Genomic DNA, 15,974 nt, shown 5'->3' on the forward strand with positions numbered 1-15,974 from the left:
TAAGAAAAAAAGGAAGGGGGACACCCTTCCTTTTTTTGCCCTGCCCGTTATTTAATCTCCCCCACATCCAGACTGATGTCCAGGGCTTTTACGCTGTGGGTCAGGGCTCCTATGCTGATTACGTCCACCCCGGCGGCTGCTGCGGCTTCCAGATTGTGCTCGTCGATGCCCCCGGAGGCTTCCACCACCGCCCGGTGACCGATCATCCTTACACATTCCTTCATGGCCTCCGGAGCCATGTTGTCCAGCATGATCACGTCGGCGCCCCCTTCCAGGGCTTCTTTGGCCTGGGCCAGGCTTTCCACTTCGATCTCGATCCTGGTCATGTGGCTGGCGTAGGCTTTGGCCCGGGCCAGGGCTTCCTTCACCCCTCCGGCCACGGCAATGTGGTTGTCCTTGATCAGGATGGCGTCGTAGAGCCCCAGCCGGTGGTTGTGGCCCCCGCCGGTGCGGACAGCGTATTTTTCCAGGAGCCGCAGCCCCGGCGTGGTCTTCCGGGTATCCACCACCCGGGTGCCGTAGGGTTTGGCCAGGTCCGCCAGCTTTTTGGTCCGGGTGGCAATGCCGGACAGGTGCTGGAGCAGGTTGAGGGCCAGCCGTTCTCCCGTCAGGACACTCCGGGCCGATCCGGTGACTTTGGCAATGAGGGTCCCCGGTTCCAGTTTGTCCCCGTCTTTGGCCAGGGCCTTGAAGGTCAGGCTGGGATCCAGCACCCGGAACACCTGCCGGGCCACTTCCACCCCGCACAGGATCCCTGTATCCTTGGCGTGGATGATCCCGGCAGTCACCGCCCCTTCCGGCAGCAGGGCCTCACTGGTCAGGTCCCCGCTGCCCACGTCTTCCGCCAGCCATTCCTCCAGCTGTTTATCCAACATTCTGCTGTACATGGATGCTGCCTCCTTCTTCCTCTTCGATAGTATGATGCTTCCAGCAGTCCCGGGGCTTGGGGAAATCCAGCCGGTAATGGGCCCCCCGGCTTTCTTCCCGCTGGAGAGCCGCCTGGGCAATGAGCCGGGATACCAGGATCTGGGATTTCAGATCCAGCTGCTCCGGGGTTTCCGCTGCCTGTCCGGCATATTTGGCTTCCACGGCCCCCAGTTCTTCCAGGGCCTGGCGGAGATCTTCCCGGTCCCGGGCAATCCCCAGCTGCCGGCTCATCAGTTCCCGGAGCTGCTGCCGGTCAGCGGCGGTTTCCCCCTGGGAAACTTTCCAGGGTTCCAGGACGGACTGCCAACGGCCGCCTTTTTCCTTCTGCCCCTCAACAGGGATTTCCCGGCACAGGGCACGGGCCGCCCGGCGTCCGAACACCAGCCCTTCCAGGAGGGAATTGCTGGCCAGCCGGTTGGCGCCCTGGAGACCGGTGCAGGCCGCTTCTCCGCAGGCATACAGGCCGGGCACCGTAGTGTGGCCCCAGCTGTCGGTGCGGATGCCTCCCATCATGTAGTGGGCCGCAGGAGCAATGGGGATCCGTTCCTTCCGCATATCCACTCCATAGTCCAGGAGAGTCCGGAAGATCATGGGGAATTTTTCCTCCACCCGGTCAATCACCGTGGCGTCCAGCAGCACATGGTTCGTGGCGCAGTGCTTCATTTCCGTGGCAATGGCCCGGGCCACCACATCCCGGGGAGCCAGTTCCAGCATGGGATGGTACCCGGGCATGAACCGTTCTCCCCGGGTGTTGTACAACAGGGCGCCGGCACCCCGGACCGCTTCCGAAACCAGGAAACTGGGCTTTCCCGGAAGGGCCAGGGCCGTGGGATGGAACTGGACGAATTCCATATCCATCAGTTCCGCACCGGCCCGGCAGGCCAGTGCCAGGCCGCTGCCCGTGGCTCCTTCCGGGTTGGTGGTGTGGGCAAACAGCCGTCCTACCCCACCGGTGGCCAGCACCACGGCGTTGGCGGAAAAGCGGACCATCCGGCCTTCGTGGAGAGCCATAGCTCCTGCGCACCGGCCTTCCTGGAGCAGCAGATCCGTTACATAGCAGTGTTCCAGGGTGGAGATCCGGCTTTCCCTGCCGGTAATGGACCGGAGGGCCCGGGACACTTCCTCCCCGGTGCTGTCTCCGTTGGCGTGGACGATCCGGTTCCGGCTGTGGCATCCTTCCCGGCCCAGGGCCAGGGTGCCGTCGGGATTTTTGTCAAACCGGGCTCCGTGATGAAGCAGGTCCAGCACCGCCTTGGGCCCTTCGGTGACCACGATTTTGGCCATGGTTTCGTCGGTGAGCCCGGCTCCGGCCACCAGGGTGTCCTGGTAATGGAGGCTGGGGTCGTCGTCCCTCCCCAGGGCCGCCGCAATGCCCCCCTGGGCCTTGGAGGTGTTGCTGTCCTGGAGTTCATCCCGGACCGCCACCAGCACCTGCCGGCCCGCCTCTGCCAGGGACCAGGCCGTCTGGAGCCCGGCCGCTCCGGACCCGACTACCAGGATATCCGTTTGTATTTCAGGCGTTTCCGCCGTATCAAAATTCGTCCAACAGGTTTCCATAAGGAATCCTCCTTTTACAAGTGGCCGCCTGAGCAGCAGCCTGTTACAGGTCGTAGGGAAAAGGGAAGGAACCCCATTAACGGGTTCCTTCCGCCATTGACCATTGACAACCCAATCACTTCACTTCCAGCATCCGTTCCAGAGCCCTCCGGGCCTTGTTCCGGATCTCTTCCGGCACCACGATCCTGGGTTCCAGGGTCTCCAGGGACCGCTTCACCAGTTCCAGGGTGGTCTTTTTCATGTTGGGGCACAGCAGGTTGCCTCCTGCCATATAAAACTTCTTGTGGGGGCATTTCCATTCCAGCTGGGTCAGTACTCCGCATTCCGTGGCAATGATGAATTCCTGGTCCGGGCTCTGCTGGGCATAATGGATGATCCCCATGGTGCTGCCCACATAATCCGCCAGGGCCCGGACTTCCGGCCGGCATTCCGGGTGCATCAGCACTTTGGCGCCGGGATGGGCTTTTTTGACTGCCGTCACTTCTTCCACCGAAAGGGCGTGATGGGTGGGACAGGCTCCCCGCCAGGGCAGGATGGTGTGATGGGTCTTCTCCGCCGTAAAGGTGGCCAGGTTCTGGTCCGGTACGAACAGGATGGGCTGGTCCGCCGGCAGGCTTTCGATCACCTTCACCGCGTTGGAAGAGGTGCAGCAGATTTCGCTGAGGGCCTTGACGCTGGCCGGGGTGTTCACATAGGACACCACCTTGTATTCCGGATGCTCTGCCAGAAAGGCTTTCACCCGGGACTCCAGGGTGTCGTCGAACATCCGGCACCCGGCATCGATGGCCGGCAGCAGGGTGATTTTGTCCGGAGACAGGATGTTGGCGGTTTCTGCCATGAACCGGACTCCGCAGAACACGATCACATCCGCATCGGTCTGGGCCGCCTGCTGGGACAGGGCAAACGAATCCCCGCAGAAATCAGCGATTTCCTGGATTTCCTCCGGTTGGTATACATGGGCCAGGATCACCGCATTCCGTTCCTTTTTCAAGCGGGTGATGGCATCGAACAAGTCTTCCATGGATCAGGACTCCTTTTGGGAAAAGGGGAACTCTCCGTTCCCCTTTCGTATTTTGTGTACATTATACACGATTTTTCTTTCATTGTCATGTCAGCGGATGTCAACAGATAATGCAATGAGTCCATTGTAGCTGATTTTTGGGGAAAGTGCAAGGCGGATAAAAAAATGCTCCCCGCAGGGAGCATTTTATCCTTATGGATTTATTCCACCGTCACGCTCTTGGCCAGGTTCCGGGGTTTGTCCACGTCGCAGCCTCTGGCCAGGGCTGCGTAGTAGGCCAGCAGCTGGAGCGGGATCACTGCCAGGATGGGAGCCAGGTCTTCGTCGGCTTTGGGGATGATGATTACGTTGTTGGCGTGTTTGGCCAGTTCCGTATCCCCTTCCATGCCGATGCCAATCACGATGGCACCCCGGGTCTTCACTTCCTGGAGGTTGCTGATGGTCTTGTCATAGATGTTGGACTGGGTGGCCAGGACGATCACCGGCACCCCTTCCGTAATGAGGGCCAGGGTCCCGTGCTTCAGTTCCCCTGCCGCATAGGCTTCCGCATGGATGTAGGAGATTTCCTTCAGCTTCAGAGCCCCTTCCAGAGCCACGGCATAGTCCAGGCTCCGGCCCAGGAAGAAGGCATCTTCCCGGTTGGCATAGTTGGTGGCGTACACCTTGATCTGGTCCACATGGTCCAGGATCTCATGCATCTGTTCCGGCACTTCCAGCACGCTCTGGATCAGTTCATGGAGCCGTTCGTCGCTGATCTTCCCTTTCAGGTTGGAGATGTACAGGCTCAGCAGCAGCATGACGATCAGCTGGGTGGTGTAGGCCTTGGTGGAGGCTACGGCGATTTCCGGGCCCGCATAGGTGTAGACCACATGGTCCGCTTCCCGGGCGATGGAGGAGCCTACCACGTTGGTGACGGCCATGGTCTTGGCCCCCCGGCGTTTGGCTTCCTTCAGGGCTTCCAGGGTATCGCTGGTTTCCCCGGACTGGCTGATTACGATGCACAGGCAGCTTTCGTCGATAATGGGGTTCCGGTACCGGAATTCGGAAGCGATGTCCACTTCCACCGGGATCCGGGCCATTTTTTCAATGTAGTACTTGCCTACGATGCCTGCATGGTAGGCGGTGCCGCAGGCCACGATGAAGATCTTCCGGATGTCCTTCAGGGTTTCCGGGGTCCAGTTCAGTTCGTTGAAGACCACCTTGTCGCTGCCTTTGTCCACCCGGCCCCGGAGGGTATCCCGGACGGCTTTGGGCTGTTCGTAGATTTCCTTCAGCATGAAATGTTCGAAGCCGCCTTTTTCTGCCGCTTCCGCATCCCAGTTCACCCGGAACACTTTTTTATCGATCTTGTGCCCTTCCAGGTCCTTTACCACCACTTTGTCCGGTTCCACCACGGCCATTTCCCCATCGCTGAGGATGTAGGTGTCCCGGGTCTTGCTGATGATGGCCGGGATATCGGAGGCAATGTAGTTTTCCCCTTTGCCCAGGCCGATGACCAGCGGGTTGTTCTTTTTGGCGCAGATCAGCTTGCTGGGATCCTTGGCGCAAAGGAACACCAGGGAATAGGACCCTTTGATGGTGTGGAGCACTTTCCGGACGGTGCTTTCAAAATCCCCGTCCCACAGATCTGCCATCAGATGCGGCACCACTTCCGTATCCGTATCAGAGCGGAAATGATGGCCTTTTTTCAGCAGAGCCTGCTTCAGAGGCATGTAGTTTTCAATGATCCCGTTGTGGACCACGGCGAACTGGCCGCTTTCGTCCGTATGGGGATGGGCATTGATATCGCTGGGTTTCCCATGGGTGGCCCACCGGGTGTGGCCGATGCCCAGGGTGCCCACCGGTTCGTGGCCCACGATTTTCTGGCGCAGAGCGTCCAGACGGCCCACGCATTTTTCCACGTCGATTTTCCCGTCGTTGTACACGGCAATGCCTGCAGAGTCATATCCTCTGTATTCCAGCTTGCTCAGCCCTTCCATGAGAAAGGGAGTAGCCTGATGACGTCCAATATATCCTACGATTCCGCACATGTTGTTGTGCCCTCCTGCATATGGTAGTTACCGTCTGCCGCCGCCCCTTCTGTATGCCTCCGTTGCCGGAGGGATTTGTAGGACAGCTTACGGTGTGCAGCTTACCGAGAGGCATCCGCTGACTGATCGATGAACCTCTTCCTCGTCGGCCGGGCAAAGCCCGGCACCTGCGCTCCAGATTTGCAGAAATCCCATTGCCCGTTCCCCCTCAAAAACAGGCGGCCCTCCAGTCCGGTATCCCCGGAGAGCATGTTTCCACAGATACTTTATGATACTATGTTTTTGCCATGGGGTCAACAGGAAAGGGGGTGCTGCCTGCGCAGCATCCCCGTCAGCGGTCAGCTGACAAAAAAAAGGCGCTGCCTCAGCAGCGTCTTTTTCCTTATGCCAATTCTTTCCGCACCACTTCTGCAATGGCTTCGGTGATGTTGTCCAGTTCCACCTGGTTGGGGCCCTGGGCCATGATCCGGATCAGGGGTTCGGTGCCGCTGGCACGGACCAGTACCTGGCCGTCGTCCCCCAGTTCTTCCGTGTACTTCCGTACCACATCGGCAATGGCCTGGTTTTCCTGCCAGCCGTTCTTGTCCTTTACCCGCACGTTCAGCAGGGTCTGGGGATACTTCACCATCAGTGCCCCCAGCTGGGACAGGGTCTGGTTGTGGCGGACCAGGCTGCCCAAAAGCTTCACCCCGGTCATCATCCCGTCCCCGGTGCGCACCAGGTCTCCGAAGATGATGTGGCCGGACTGTTCGCCACCCAGTTTGTAGTCGTGTTTCAGCATTTCTTCCAGCACATACCGGTCCCCTACGGCAGTCTTCACCGTGGAGCCACCATGTTCCTTCATGGCTTTGGCCAGCCCCACGTTGCTCATCACCGTGGTCACCAGCACATTGTCCTTCAGCTTGCCGGCCTTCATCAGGTCCAGGGCACAGATCAGCATGATCTGGTCTCCGTCCAGCACGTCCCCGTTTTCGTCCACAGCCAGCAGACGGTCCGCATCCCCGTCGTTGGCCAGGCCGCAGTCGGCTCCCACTTCCTTCACCTTGGCCTGGAGTGCTTCCAGGTGGGTGGAGCCGCAGCCGTTGTTGATGTTGATCCCGTTGGGTTCATGGAAAATGGGGATCACATGGGCCCCCAGGGTCCGGAGGATGGCCGGAGCGATTTCACTGTTGGCCCCGTTGGCGCAGTCCATGACCACTTTCAGCCCGTTCAGCTTCACGTCGGCGCTGTCTACAATGTGCTTTACATACACCATGCCCATGTCCGGTTCCTGGATCACCCGGCCCAGGTTGGACCCGGTCACCGTGTTGGCATAATCCACCGGCTGGTTCACGATGGCTTCGATTTCGTTCTCCACCGCATCCGGCAGTTTGTAGCCGGTCCGGGCAAAGAACTTGATCCCGTTGTCTTCAAAGGGATTGTGGGAGGCGGAAATTACCACCCCTGCATTGGCTTCCAGCTTTTCCGTCAGGAAGGAAACCGCCGGTGTGGGGATCACGCCCAGAAGATGGGCATTGCCCCCGGCGCTGCAGATGCCGGCGGCCAGGGCGCTTTCCAGCATGGTGCCGGAAAGACGGGTATCCCGCCCGATCAAAATCTTGGGAGTCTTCACTTCCCGTCCAAAATACAGAGCCGCAGCGCGGCCCAGCTTGTATGCCAGTTCCACATTGAGTACAGGACCATTGGCGACGCCGCGGACGCCGTCCGTTCCAAACATTCTAGCCATCAGAGCCCTCCAGGTTGTTACAGGTATTTGCTGCTTATTTTTCTTCTTCCACTTTCCGGCCTGCCATTTCCACCAGCATTTCGCCGGGGGTGATGTTATGGTAAGCCAACAGCACTAAGCAATGATACCATAAATCCCCCATCTCGTAAACAACCTGGTCCGCATCGCTGTTTTTGGAAGCCAGGATGGTCCGGGTGGTATTGGCGCCCATTTCCGTCAGCAGCTTGTCCTGGCTGGGAGATGGCAGCAGCTTCCGGGTCTCTTTCTGTTTTTCCTGATAGCAGACGATCTGTTTGTACAGTTCGTTGATCACCTGGGGCAGCCGGTTGTCCGCCACAGGCAGGCTTTCTCCGGAAGCACTGTTCCACAGCGGGTTGAAGAAACAGGAATAGTTGCCCGTGTGGCAGGCAGCCCCTTTCTGTTCCACTTTCACCAGCAGGGCATCCCCGTCGCAGTCGTAGGTGATGCTGTACACCTTCTGGGTGTGGCCACTGGTGGCTCCCTTGTTCCACAGTTCCTGGCGGCTCCGGCTCCAGAACCAGGTATAGCCGGTTTCCACCGTACGGGCCAGGCTGGTGCCGTTCATGTAAGCCAGCATCAGCACCTTGTCCGTCTTCACATCCTGGACAATGGCAGGGATCAGGCCCCTGTCGTCAAACTTCAGCTTGCTGATATCGATTTTCATAACCGTACGTCCACTCCTTTGCTCCGCAAGTATTCCTTCACCTGGCGGATCGTGAATTTCCTGTAATGGAATACGGAAGCGGCCAGAGCCGCGTCAGCTTTTCCGGCGGTAAGGACTTCGTAGAAGTCTTCCAGGGAGCCGGCGCCCCCGGAGGCAATCACCGGTACGGGAACGGCTTCCGCCACTTTCCGGGTCAGAGGAATGTCGAACCCGTCCTTGGTGCCATCCGCATCCATACTGGTCAGGAGGATTTCCCCCGCCCCCAGGGATACGGCCTTTTTCACCCATTCCAGGGCATCCAGCCCGGTGGGAGTGTGGCCCCCGTTGATGTACACTTCCCAGGAATCCTCTCCCCGGCGTTTGGCATCCACGGCCAATACCACACACTGGTTCCCGAAAGCTTCCGCTCCCCGGGTGATCAGGGTGGGATCCTTGACCGCCGCAGTGTTCAGGCTGGTTTTGTCCGCCCCGGCCAGGAGCACCGCCCGCATGTCCTCAAGGGAGGAAATGCCGCCCCCTACAGTCAGGGGCATGAACACTTCCCGGGCGGTCCGTTCGATGGTGTCCACCATGGACTTGCGCTTTTCCAGAGAAGCGGTGATATCCAGGAACACCAGCTCGTCGGCCTGTTCCTTTTCATAGAGGGAAGCCAGTTCCACCGGGTCTCCGGCATCCCGGAGGCTGACGAAATTGGTTCCCTTTACCACCCGTCCGTCCTTTACGTCCAGACAGGGAATGATCCGTTTTGCCAGCATGGCTCACGCCTCCTTCGCAATCCTGACAGCCTGGCGAAGGTCAATGGCGCCGGTATACAGCGCCTTACCTATAATACACCCTTCGATGCCGTCTGTTTCTCTTTTTTTCAAAATTTTCAAATCTTCCAGGCTGGCCACCCCGCCGCTGGCGGTGACCGCAAGACCGGAAGCCCGTGCCACGTTCACCGTGGCTTCCACATTCACCCCGCTGAGCATGCCGTCCCGGGCAATGTCCGTAAAGATGATCCGCCGGACGCCTGCCTCTGCCATTTTCCGGGCCAGGTCTTCCGCCTGGATGTGGCCGCTGGCTTCCCAGCCTTCCACTGCCACGTCCCCGTTCTTGGCGTCGATGCCCACCACGATCCGGCCGGGATACCTGTCGCAGGCTTCCTTCACCAGTTCCGGATTCTTCACCGCCGCGGACCCCAGGATCACCTGGTGGACCCCCCGGTCCAGCAGCCGGGCAATGTGTTCCATAGTCCGGATGCCGCCACCCACTTCAATGGGGATGTTTCCCTGTTTCAGGATGACGTCGATAGACAGCAGGTTCCGGCTTTCCCCGGCAACCGCCCCGTCCAGATCCACCACATGGATGCAGCTGGCCCCCTCATCGGCCCATTTTTTCGCCATGGCACCGGGATCGGTGCTGTATACTGTTTCTCTGGAAAAATCGCCCTTCACCAGCCGGACGCAGTTGCCTCCCCGCAGGTCGATGGCAGGATAGATGTTCATAGTTTCCACTCCTTGAAGGCTTTCAGCATGGCCAGGCCGGCGAAAGAGGACTTTTCCGGATGGAACTGGAAGCCCTGGACGCTGCCCTGGCCCACACTGGCCGTAATCTGGGTTCCGTAATCGCAGACGGAGGTAATGATGGAGGGATCTTCCGGCACCGCATGGAAGCTGTGGACAAAGTACACATACTTCCCGTCCGCCTCCTTCAGCAAAGGAGAGGCATTCACGGTGGTGATCCGGTTCCACCCCATGTGGGGAATCTTATAGTCGGTGACGATTTTTTTCACCTGGCCCTTGAAGTATCCCAGGCCCTTCACCCCCGGTGCTTCTTCGCTGCCTTCAAAGAGCAGCTGTTCTCCCAGGCAGATGCCCAGGAAGGGTTTGCCGCTGTGGAGAGCCTGCTGGACTGCTTCTTCCAGCCCCCGGCTCCGCATGGTGTCCATGCAGTCCCCGAAGGACCCCACCCCCGGCAGGATCACCCGGGGGGCCGCTTCGATGACCTTGGGGTCTCCGGAAATCACCGGATTGGCCCCCACTTTCAAAAGGCCGTTGTAGACGGAATGCAGGTTCCCCCGGCCGTAGTCGATGATCACAATGGTGTCTTTGTCCATATTACAGTGCCCCCTTGCTGCTCATGACCCCGTGTACCCGGGGATCCAGGGCCACCGCCTGGCTCATGGCCCGTGCCACACCCTTGAAGATGGCTTCCAGCATGTGGTGGGTGTTTTTCCCGTAGGGGACGTTGATGTGGAGGGTCAGGCCGCAGTTCATGGCCAGGGCCCGGAAGAAATCTTCTCCCATTTCCGTATCGAAGTTCCCCAGGGTCACCCGGGGGATGAGGTCCGCATTCCACACCAGGTAAGGCCGTCCGGAAAAGTCCAGGGCGATTTCCGCCAGGGCCTCATCCATGGGCAGCAGGAAGCTGCCGTACCGGTGGATGCCTTTTTTGTCACCCAGAGCCTGGGCAATGGCCTGTCCCAGGGCAATGCCCACATCTTCCACCGTATGGTGGCAGTCCACTTCCAGATCCCCTTTGGCCCGGACCTTCAGGTCCATGAAGGAATGGACCGCCAGCAGGGTCAGCATGTGATCCAGGAAGCCCACCCCGGTGGAAATATCCGCCTTGCCGGTGCCGTCCAGATCCAGTTCCACAGCAATCTGAGTTTCTTTCGTATTCCGTTCCACTTTCCCTTGCCGCATAACCATGCCTCCCTTGTTTATTGGATGATGTCCCGGATGGCCCCGATGATCTGGGGATTCTCTTCCGCTTTGCCCACGGTGATCCGCAGGCCCCCGGGCAGCCGGGGATTCCGGGAATAGTTCCGCACCAGGATCTTCCGGTCCAGCAGTTCCTGGAACAGGTATCCCCCGGCAGCCATGGCTTTTTCACTGCTGGGCAGATCCCCGGCACCGGCTTTTTCCGCCAGGCTTTCCAGAGCTTTCCCTGCCGGCAGGGCCAGCAGGAAGTTGGTGGCGCTGGGCAGCACCCGGAATCCCAGGGCTTCCAGGTGATCCCGCAGGTATCTCCGGCCGGAGACCACCGCTTCCACCCGCTGCCGGAGCACTTCCGGCTTGCTGTACATCAGTTCCGCCGCCAGGATGGACACCCCGTTCACCGTGTAGGGCAGCAGCACCTTTTTCAAAATCTTCATCAAAGGAGCACTGCCGATGCCGTAGCCGATCCGGAGATTGGCCAGACCGTAGGCTTTGGAAAAGGTCCTCAGCACCAGCAGGTTATCCACCTGGTTCACCAGGTCCAGGGTGGTCACCTCTTCCTCTTTCCCCTCTTCCACGGCAAATTCCATGTAGGCTTCGTCCATGATCACCGGACAGTCCACACTGCGGATGATTTTTTCCATGGAAGCTTTGGGATTGAAGTTGCCGGTGGGGTTGTTGGGGTTGCAGATGATCAGAAGGGCCGGTTTTTCTTCCTTGCAGAAACTGATGACCCCTTCCGGATCCACGAACCCGTCCGCGGTCAGCGGGAACAGCACCGGCTGGCTGTCCGCCAGGATGGCGTAGGTCTGGTACATGGAAAAAGAGGGATTGGCGGAAGCGATCTTCCTCCCGGCACCTCCGAAGGCATAGCAGGCCTTCTCCAGCAGTTCGCTGGACCCGTTCCCGATGGCCACCTGGGCAGGATCGAACCCCAGCCGGTCAGCAATGGCCTGGCACAGGTCTTCCCCGTGCATGGAGGGATACCGGTTAAAGGCATGTTCCGCCAGACGGGTCCCCAGTTCCAGACGGATTTCCGGGGTCATATCCCAGTTGGTTTCATTGGCATTGACAACAATGTCTGCATCAGGTACGGTTTCCACCTGATAGTCTTCGATCCGGGCCAGACTCTCCCGGGCAAGCAAATCGCTCATAACAGCGCCCCCTCATTGACAGATTGCAGCGTAAAACCGTAGGGGGCGCAGGCCCGGCGCCCCGCCACAGGCACGGACAAACGTTGATTTGGCGGGCGGCCGGGCCTGCCGCCCCTACGGAAACGATATACACATTCAGAAAAATTTGCAGGCAAATTTTATCCAACGGCCGTTGACCGTTGACAATTGACCATTGACAGTCTTGTTACAGCTGCTTCTCCTTCCGGATCCGGATGGCATTGGCGTGTGCCTGGAGCCCTTCCGCTTCCGCCATGGCGATGATGTCATCGGCTGCTTCCGCCAGGGCTTCCCTGGTATAGGAGATGATGCTGGTCTTCTTCATAAAGGTTTCCACATTCAGCACGGAATAGAACCGGGCGGTACCGCCGGTTGGCAGGATGTGGTTGGGGCCGGCGTAATAGTCCCCCAGAGGTTCCGGAGAATAGGCTCCCAGGAAAATGGCACCGGCGTTCCGGATCTTGGGCACCAGGGCAAAAGGTTCCCGGGTGTTGATTTCCATGTGTTCCGGAGCGGAAATGTTGGCCATGTCCACCACCGTATCCATGTCCTTGGCCAGGATGATTTTCCCCTGCACTGCCAGGGACTGGGCGGCGATTTCCTTCCGGGGCAGCTTCTGGAGCTGGACTTCCACTTCGTCCGCCACCTTGTTGGCCAGGGTTTCATCGTCGGTGATCAGGATGGCGCAGGCCAGAGGATCATGTTCCGCCTGGCTCAGCAGGTCCGCCGCCAGGTACTGGTAATCCGCCGTTTTGTCCGCCACAATGAGGATTTCACTGGGGCCGGCCAGCATGTCGATATCCACATGTCCGTAAACCGCCTTCTTGGCCAGGGTCACGAAAATGTTCCCGGGGCCGGTGATTTTTTCCACTTTGGGAATGGTTTCCGTACCAAAAGCCAGAGCGGCAATGGCCTGGGCCCCGCCCATTTTGTAGATTTCAGTGATGCCGATTTCCCTGGCGGTGGCCAGCACATAGGGATTCATCTTCCCGTCCCGGCCGGCAGGGGCAGCCATGGCGATCCGGGGCACCCCGGCCACTTTGGCAGGCACCGCGTTCATGATCACGCTGGAGGGATAGGCGGCAGTACCGCCGGGGACGTAGATCCCCACGCTGTCCACCGGGGTCATCTTCTGGCCCAGGAAGGACCCGTAGGCCCGGGGCGTCAGCCAGGTCTTGGGCAGCTGTTCTTCATGGAACTTCCGCACATTGGCAATGGCCCGGCGGATGGCCCCCATGGTCTTTTCATCCACGGCCTTTTCCGCTTCCGCAAATTCCTCTTCCGTCACCCGGATGGTGGCCGGGGTCAGGTCCGCCCCATCCAGCTTTTTGGTATATTCGAACAGGGCTTCATCCCCCTTGGCACGGATGTCGTTGACGATGATGTCCACTTCTTCCGCAGCGGTCAGGGGCCGGCCGAACATTTTTTCCACAGCCGCCGCCACTTTCGGGGACAGCTTCACTTCATCAAAAGATTTCTTTTCCAGGAGACGGCTGATTTCTTCTGCCGTGCTTTTTCTTTCATCATAGACTTTCATTCCGGTTTTTCCTCCTTCAGGACTACTTTCAAATCTTCCACCAGCTTCCGGATCCGGTCGTACTGCATCTTGAAGCTGACTTTATTGGCAATGAGACGGGCAGTGGACGGGAACACTGTGGCCACTTCCTTCAGATGATTTTCTCTCAGGGTACGGCCTGTCTGGACAATATCCACGATCATTTCGCTGAGCCCCACAATGGGCCCCAGTTCGATGGAGCCGTTCAGTTTGATGATTTCCATCTGCATCCCCAGTTTGTCGAAGAAATCCGCGGCACACTTGGGATACTTGGTGGCCACCCGCATATGGGCGTAATCGGTGATTTCCGGCAGCACCTTGCTTTCCGGTACCGCCATCATCAGGTGGCAGCCGCCATAGCCCATATCCAGCAGTTCGTAGATGTCCTTCCGTTCCTCATTGAGCACATCCTTGCCGATGATCCCGATGTCCGCCGCCCCGTATTCCACATAAGTGGGCAGGTCCACGGTCTTGACGATGATGAACTTCACTTTGGTCTCTTCATTGGTGATAACCAGCTTCCGGGAATCCTCCACCACATTGTCCGCGGCGTAGCCCACCTTGGCCAGCAGTTCCACAGACTTGGCGAAAAGTTTTCCCTTGGGCAGGGCAATTGTCAAATAATCCATTCCCGTTCTCTCCTATCCTACATATGCTACGGCTTCACACCGGTTGGCTGCACAGGCCTTGGCCGCTTCTTCCGGGGTCAGGGCGTTGGTGGCCACCTTCACGTTCTTGCCGCCGTTCCGCAGTTCCAGGGCTTTCCGGATGGCTTTTTCCTGGCATCCCGGAGCCCAGGCCACGTAAATGTCCCATTTGGATTCCCGGTTGAACCGGCCGTCCCGGCGCAGGGACAGGATGATCCGGTCGATGCCCAGGGCAAAGCCCGTAGCCGGTTCCGGATCCCCGAAGGCTTCCATCATATGGTCGTACCGGCCGCCGCCGCAGATGTTGAACCCGATCTGGGGGGCATAGGCTTCGAACACCATACCGGTGTAATAGTCGAAATTCCGGATCAGAGACAGGTCGAAGGACAGGTACTGGGCCACTCCGTAGGCTTCCGTCAGCTTGTAGATGGCTTTCAGGTTCTTCAGGGCATCCAGGCTCTTCTGGTTCTTCACCCGGCCTTCCAGAGTATCCAGCAGGTCCCGGCCGCCCTGGAGGTACAAGAGCTCCCGGAACAGGTCCTTCAGCTCTTTGGGGATGAACCGGTCAGCAGCTTCTTCCAGCCCCACCGCGTTGTGGGTGAGGATCATGGTCTTTACGAAGTCCGCCTGTTTTTCCGTCAGCCGGGCTTCTTCCATAAGCCCGGCCAGGAAGGCGCTGTGGCCTACGCTGATCAGGAAATCCTGGAGCCCGGCAGCTTTCAGGCTGCTGACTGCCAGGGCCAGCACTTCCGCATCCGCCATGGGCGCTTCCGCTCCGATCATTTCGATCCCCGCCTGGGAAAATTCGCACTGCCGGCCTGCCTGGGTCTGTTCATGGCGGAACACATTGGCAATGTAGAACAGCCGTTTCACACCCTTGTCGTTCTTCAGCCGGGTGGCCACCATCCGGGCCAGGGGGGTGGTCATTTCGCTCCGGAGCATCACTGTCCGGTTGTTCCGGTCCATGAACCGCATGCTTTCGTCGCTGATGCCGGCGCCGCTCAAAGCGAAGGTGTCGGCATATTCAAAGGTGGGGGTGATGGCTTCGTCATAGCCCCAGGAAAGGAAGTTCCCGGCCACCCGGTCTTCCAGTTCCCGTTTCAGCCGGGCATCCCCCGGCAGGATATCTTTGGTCCCGTAAGGGATCCGCAGTGCAGTACTGTTGCTCATTTCTCTTTAGCTCCTTCAGTCAAAATGGGGATCAGGGTTCGGTATCCACCTGCTCCATAGTTCAGACAGCGATTTACCCGGGATACCGTGGTGCTGCTGGCGCCCGTATCTTTGACGATCTTTGCATAGTTTTCGCCCCGGTGAAGACGCACCGCCACTTCCAGCCGCTGGCTCAGGGCCTTCAGCTCGTTGGGGGTGCAGATGTCTTCCAGGAAGGCCAGGCTCCCGTCCACATCTTTCAGCAGAGTGAAAGCCCTGGCAAGCTGTTTCAGTTCCCGTTCGTTCAATCCGGCTACCATGATCGTAACCCCTTTCTGTATCATAGGAATCCATGCGGTGCCGGTGTTCCGGCACAACCGCTTTACTGATTTAATACTTTACTACGATGATGCGATAAATGCAAGTAGTTTTTTTGAATTTGTGAAAATTTTTTTGGCCGGCCCGCCCGTCCCGGCCGCCCAGAGGGCAAAAACTTCTATACCCATACACCCGCGAGGGCTCTCCGCCGGGAGGGCAGACCCGTTCGTCCCTGGCGGGAGGCCCACAGCCTATCGCCTTGCCCTAACGGTCAAAGGCAGCGGCTACGGACCAGGAAAGCCGGACCCTATCGCCCGCGTGCTCCACCCCAGGAGCGACAACACCCGATGTTGTCCCGCCGACTCCTCCTGGGCCTGCCCTCCCGGCTCCCGGAGAATCGATGTATACTCGTACAAAGTACCAGCAAGGCCGGAGGCCAAGTCCGCCCTGCAGGGGTGGGGGACCGGGCTTGCCCGGTGGTGGGG

15 protein-coding genes are annotated in these 15,974 nt (G+C 59.1%); all 15 read right to left on the bottom strand.

Going from position 1 to position 15,974, the window contains the following annotated elements; translation table 11 throughout:
- Nucleotides 1-47 precede the first annotated feature (47 nt).
- The gene (gene nadC / locus ACZOF8_RS05030; protein WP_487426642.1) at nt 48-887 is read right to left on the bottom strand and encodes a carboxylating nicotinate-nucleotide diphosphorylase; all 840 of its coding nucleotides are present in this window, start codon (nt 885-887) and stop codon (nt 48-50) included.
- Nucleotides 865-2,484 (bottom strand): L-aspartate oxidase, encoded by a 1,620-nt coding sequence (gene nadB / locus ACZOF8_RS05035; protein ID WP_022486798.1) that lies wholly within the window; start codon nt 2,482-2,484, stop codon nt 865-867. The genes nadC and nadB overlap by 23 nt, the downstream gene beginning before the upstream one ends.
- A gap of 115 nt (nt 2,485-2,599) precedes the next feature.
- On the bottom strand, nt 2,600-3,505 hold the full coding sequence (gene nadA, locus ACZOF8_RS05040) for a quinolinate synthase NadA (protein ID WP_154488358.1): 906 nt from the start codon (nt 3,503-3,505) through the stop codon (nt 2,600-2,602).
- Nucleotides 3,506-3,705: 200 nt separating this feature from the next.
- Entirely contained in the window at nt 3,706-5,535 is a 1,830-nt protein-coding gene (gene glmS, locus ACZOF8_RS05045; protein ID WP_154488359.1) for a glutamine--fructose-6-phosphate transaminase (isomerizing), read from the bottom strand.
- A 382-nt stretch (nt 5,536-5,917) separates the two neighbouring features.
- Nucleotides 5,918-7,261, bottom strand: a complete 1,344-nt coding sequence (glmM, locus tag ACZOF8_RS05050) for a phosphoglucosamine mutase (protein WP_154488360.1) — start codon at nt 7,259-7,261, stop codon at nt 5,918-5,920.
- Between the two features lie 34 nt (nt 7,262-7,295).
- A complete protein-coding gene (hisIE, locus tag ACZOF8_RS05055) occupies nt 7,296-7,946 on the bottom strand; it encodes a bifunctional phosphoribosyl-AMP cyclohydrolase/phosphoribosyl-ATP diphosphatase HisIE (protein WP_022487849.1) in 651 nt (216 codons plus the stop codon).
- Nucleotides 7,943-8,701, bottom strand: coding sequence for an imidazole glycerol phosphate synthase subunit HisF (hisF, locus tag ACZOF8_RS05060; protein ID WP_022487850.1), 759 nt, complete (start codon nt 8,699-8,701; stop codon nt 7,943-7,945). The genes hisIE and hisF overlap by 4 nt, the downstream gene beginning before the upstream one ends.
- Nucleotides 8,702-8,704: 3 nt before the next feature.
- Nucleotides 8,705-9,433 (bottom strand): 1-(5-phosphoribosyl)-5-[(5-phosphoribosylamino)methylideneamino]imidazole-4-carboxamide isomerase, encoded by a 729-nt coding sequence (gene hisA, locus ACZOF8_RS05065; RefSeq protein ID WP_487426643.1) that lies wholly within the window; start codon nt 9,431-9,433, stop codon nt 8,705-8,707.
- Complete coding sequence (gene hisH / locus ACZOF8_RS05070) at nt 9,430-10,044, bottom strand: imidazole glycerol phosphate synthase subunit HisH (RefSeq protein ID WP_288311375.1); 615 nt, start codon at nt 10,042-10,044, stop codon at nt 9,430-9,432. Before hisH ends, hisA begins: the two co-directional genes overlap by 4 nt.
- Before the next feature lies 1 nt (nt 10,045).
- The gene (gene hisB, locus ACZOF8_RS05075; RefSeq protein WP_154488363.1) at nt 10,046-10,633 is read right to left on the bottom strand and encodes an imidazoleglycerol-phosphate dehydratase HisB; all 588 of its coding nucleotides are present in this window, start codon (nt 10,631-10,633) and stop codon (nt 10,046-10,048) included.
- Nucleotides 10,634-10,650: 17 nt separating this feature from the next.
- The gene (locus tag ACZOF8_RS05080; protein ID WP_288311372.1) at nt 10,651-11,802 is read right to left on the bottom strand and encodes a pyridoxal phosphate-dependent aminotransferase; all 1,152 of its coding nucleotides are present in this window, start codon (nt 11,800-11,802) and stop codon (nt 10,651-10,653) included.
- 205 nt (nt 11,803-12,007) lie between these two features.
- On the bottom strand, nt 12,008-13,357 hold the full coding sequence (gene hisD / locus ACZOF8_RS05085) for a histidinol dehydrogenase (RefSeq protein ID WP_154488365.1): 1,350 nt from the start codon (nt 13,355-13,357) through the stop codon (nt 12,008-12,010).
- Nucleotides 13,354-14,004: an ATP phosphoribosyltransferase gene (gene hisG, locus ACZOF8_RS05090; RefSeq protein WP_279127284.1), complete on the bottom strand. Its 651-nt coding sequence runs from the start codon at nt 14,002-14,004 to the stop codon at nt 13,354-13,356. Before hisG ends, hisD begins: the two co-directional genes overlap by 4 nt.
- A 12-nt stretch (nt 14,005-14,016) precedes the next feature.
- The gene (gene hisZ / locus ACZOF8_RS05095) at nt 14,017-15,192 is read right to left on the bottom strand and encodes an ATP phosphoribosyltransferase regulatory subunit (RefSeq protein ID WP_154488366.1); all 1,176 of its coding nucleotides are present in this window, start codon (nt 15,190-15,192) and stop codon (nt 14,017-14,019) included.
- Nucleotides 15,189-15,491 (bottom strand): YerC/YecD family TrpR-related protein, encoded by a 303-nt coding sequence (locus ACZOF8_RS05100; RefSeq protein ID WP_279127287.1) that lies wholly within the window; start codon nt 15,489-15,491, stop codon nt 15,189-15,191. Before ACZOF8_RS05100 ends, hisZ begins: the two co-directional genes overlap by 4 nt.
- Nucleotides 15,492-15,974: the final 483 nt, after the last annotated feature.

The sequence above is a fragment of the Acidaminococcus sp. genome, assembly GCF_057597765.1.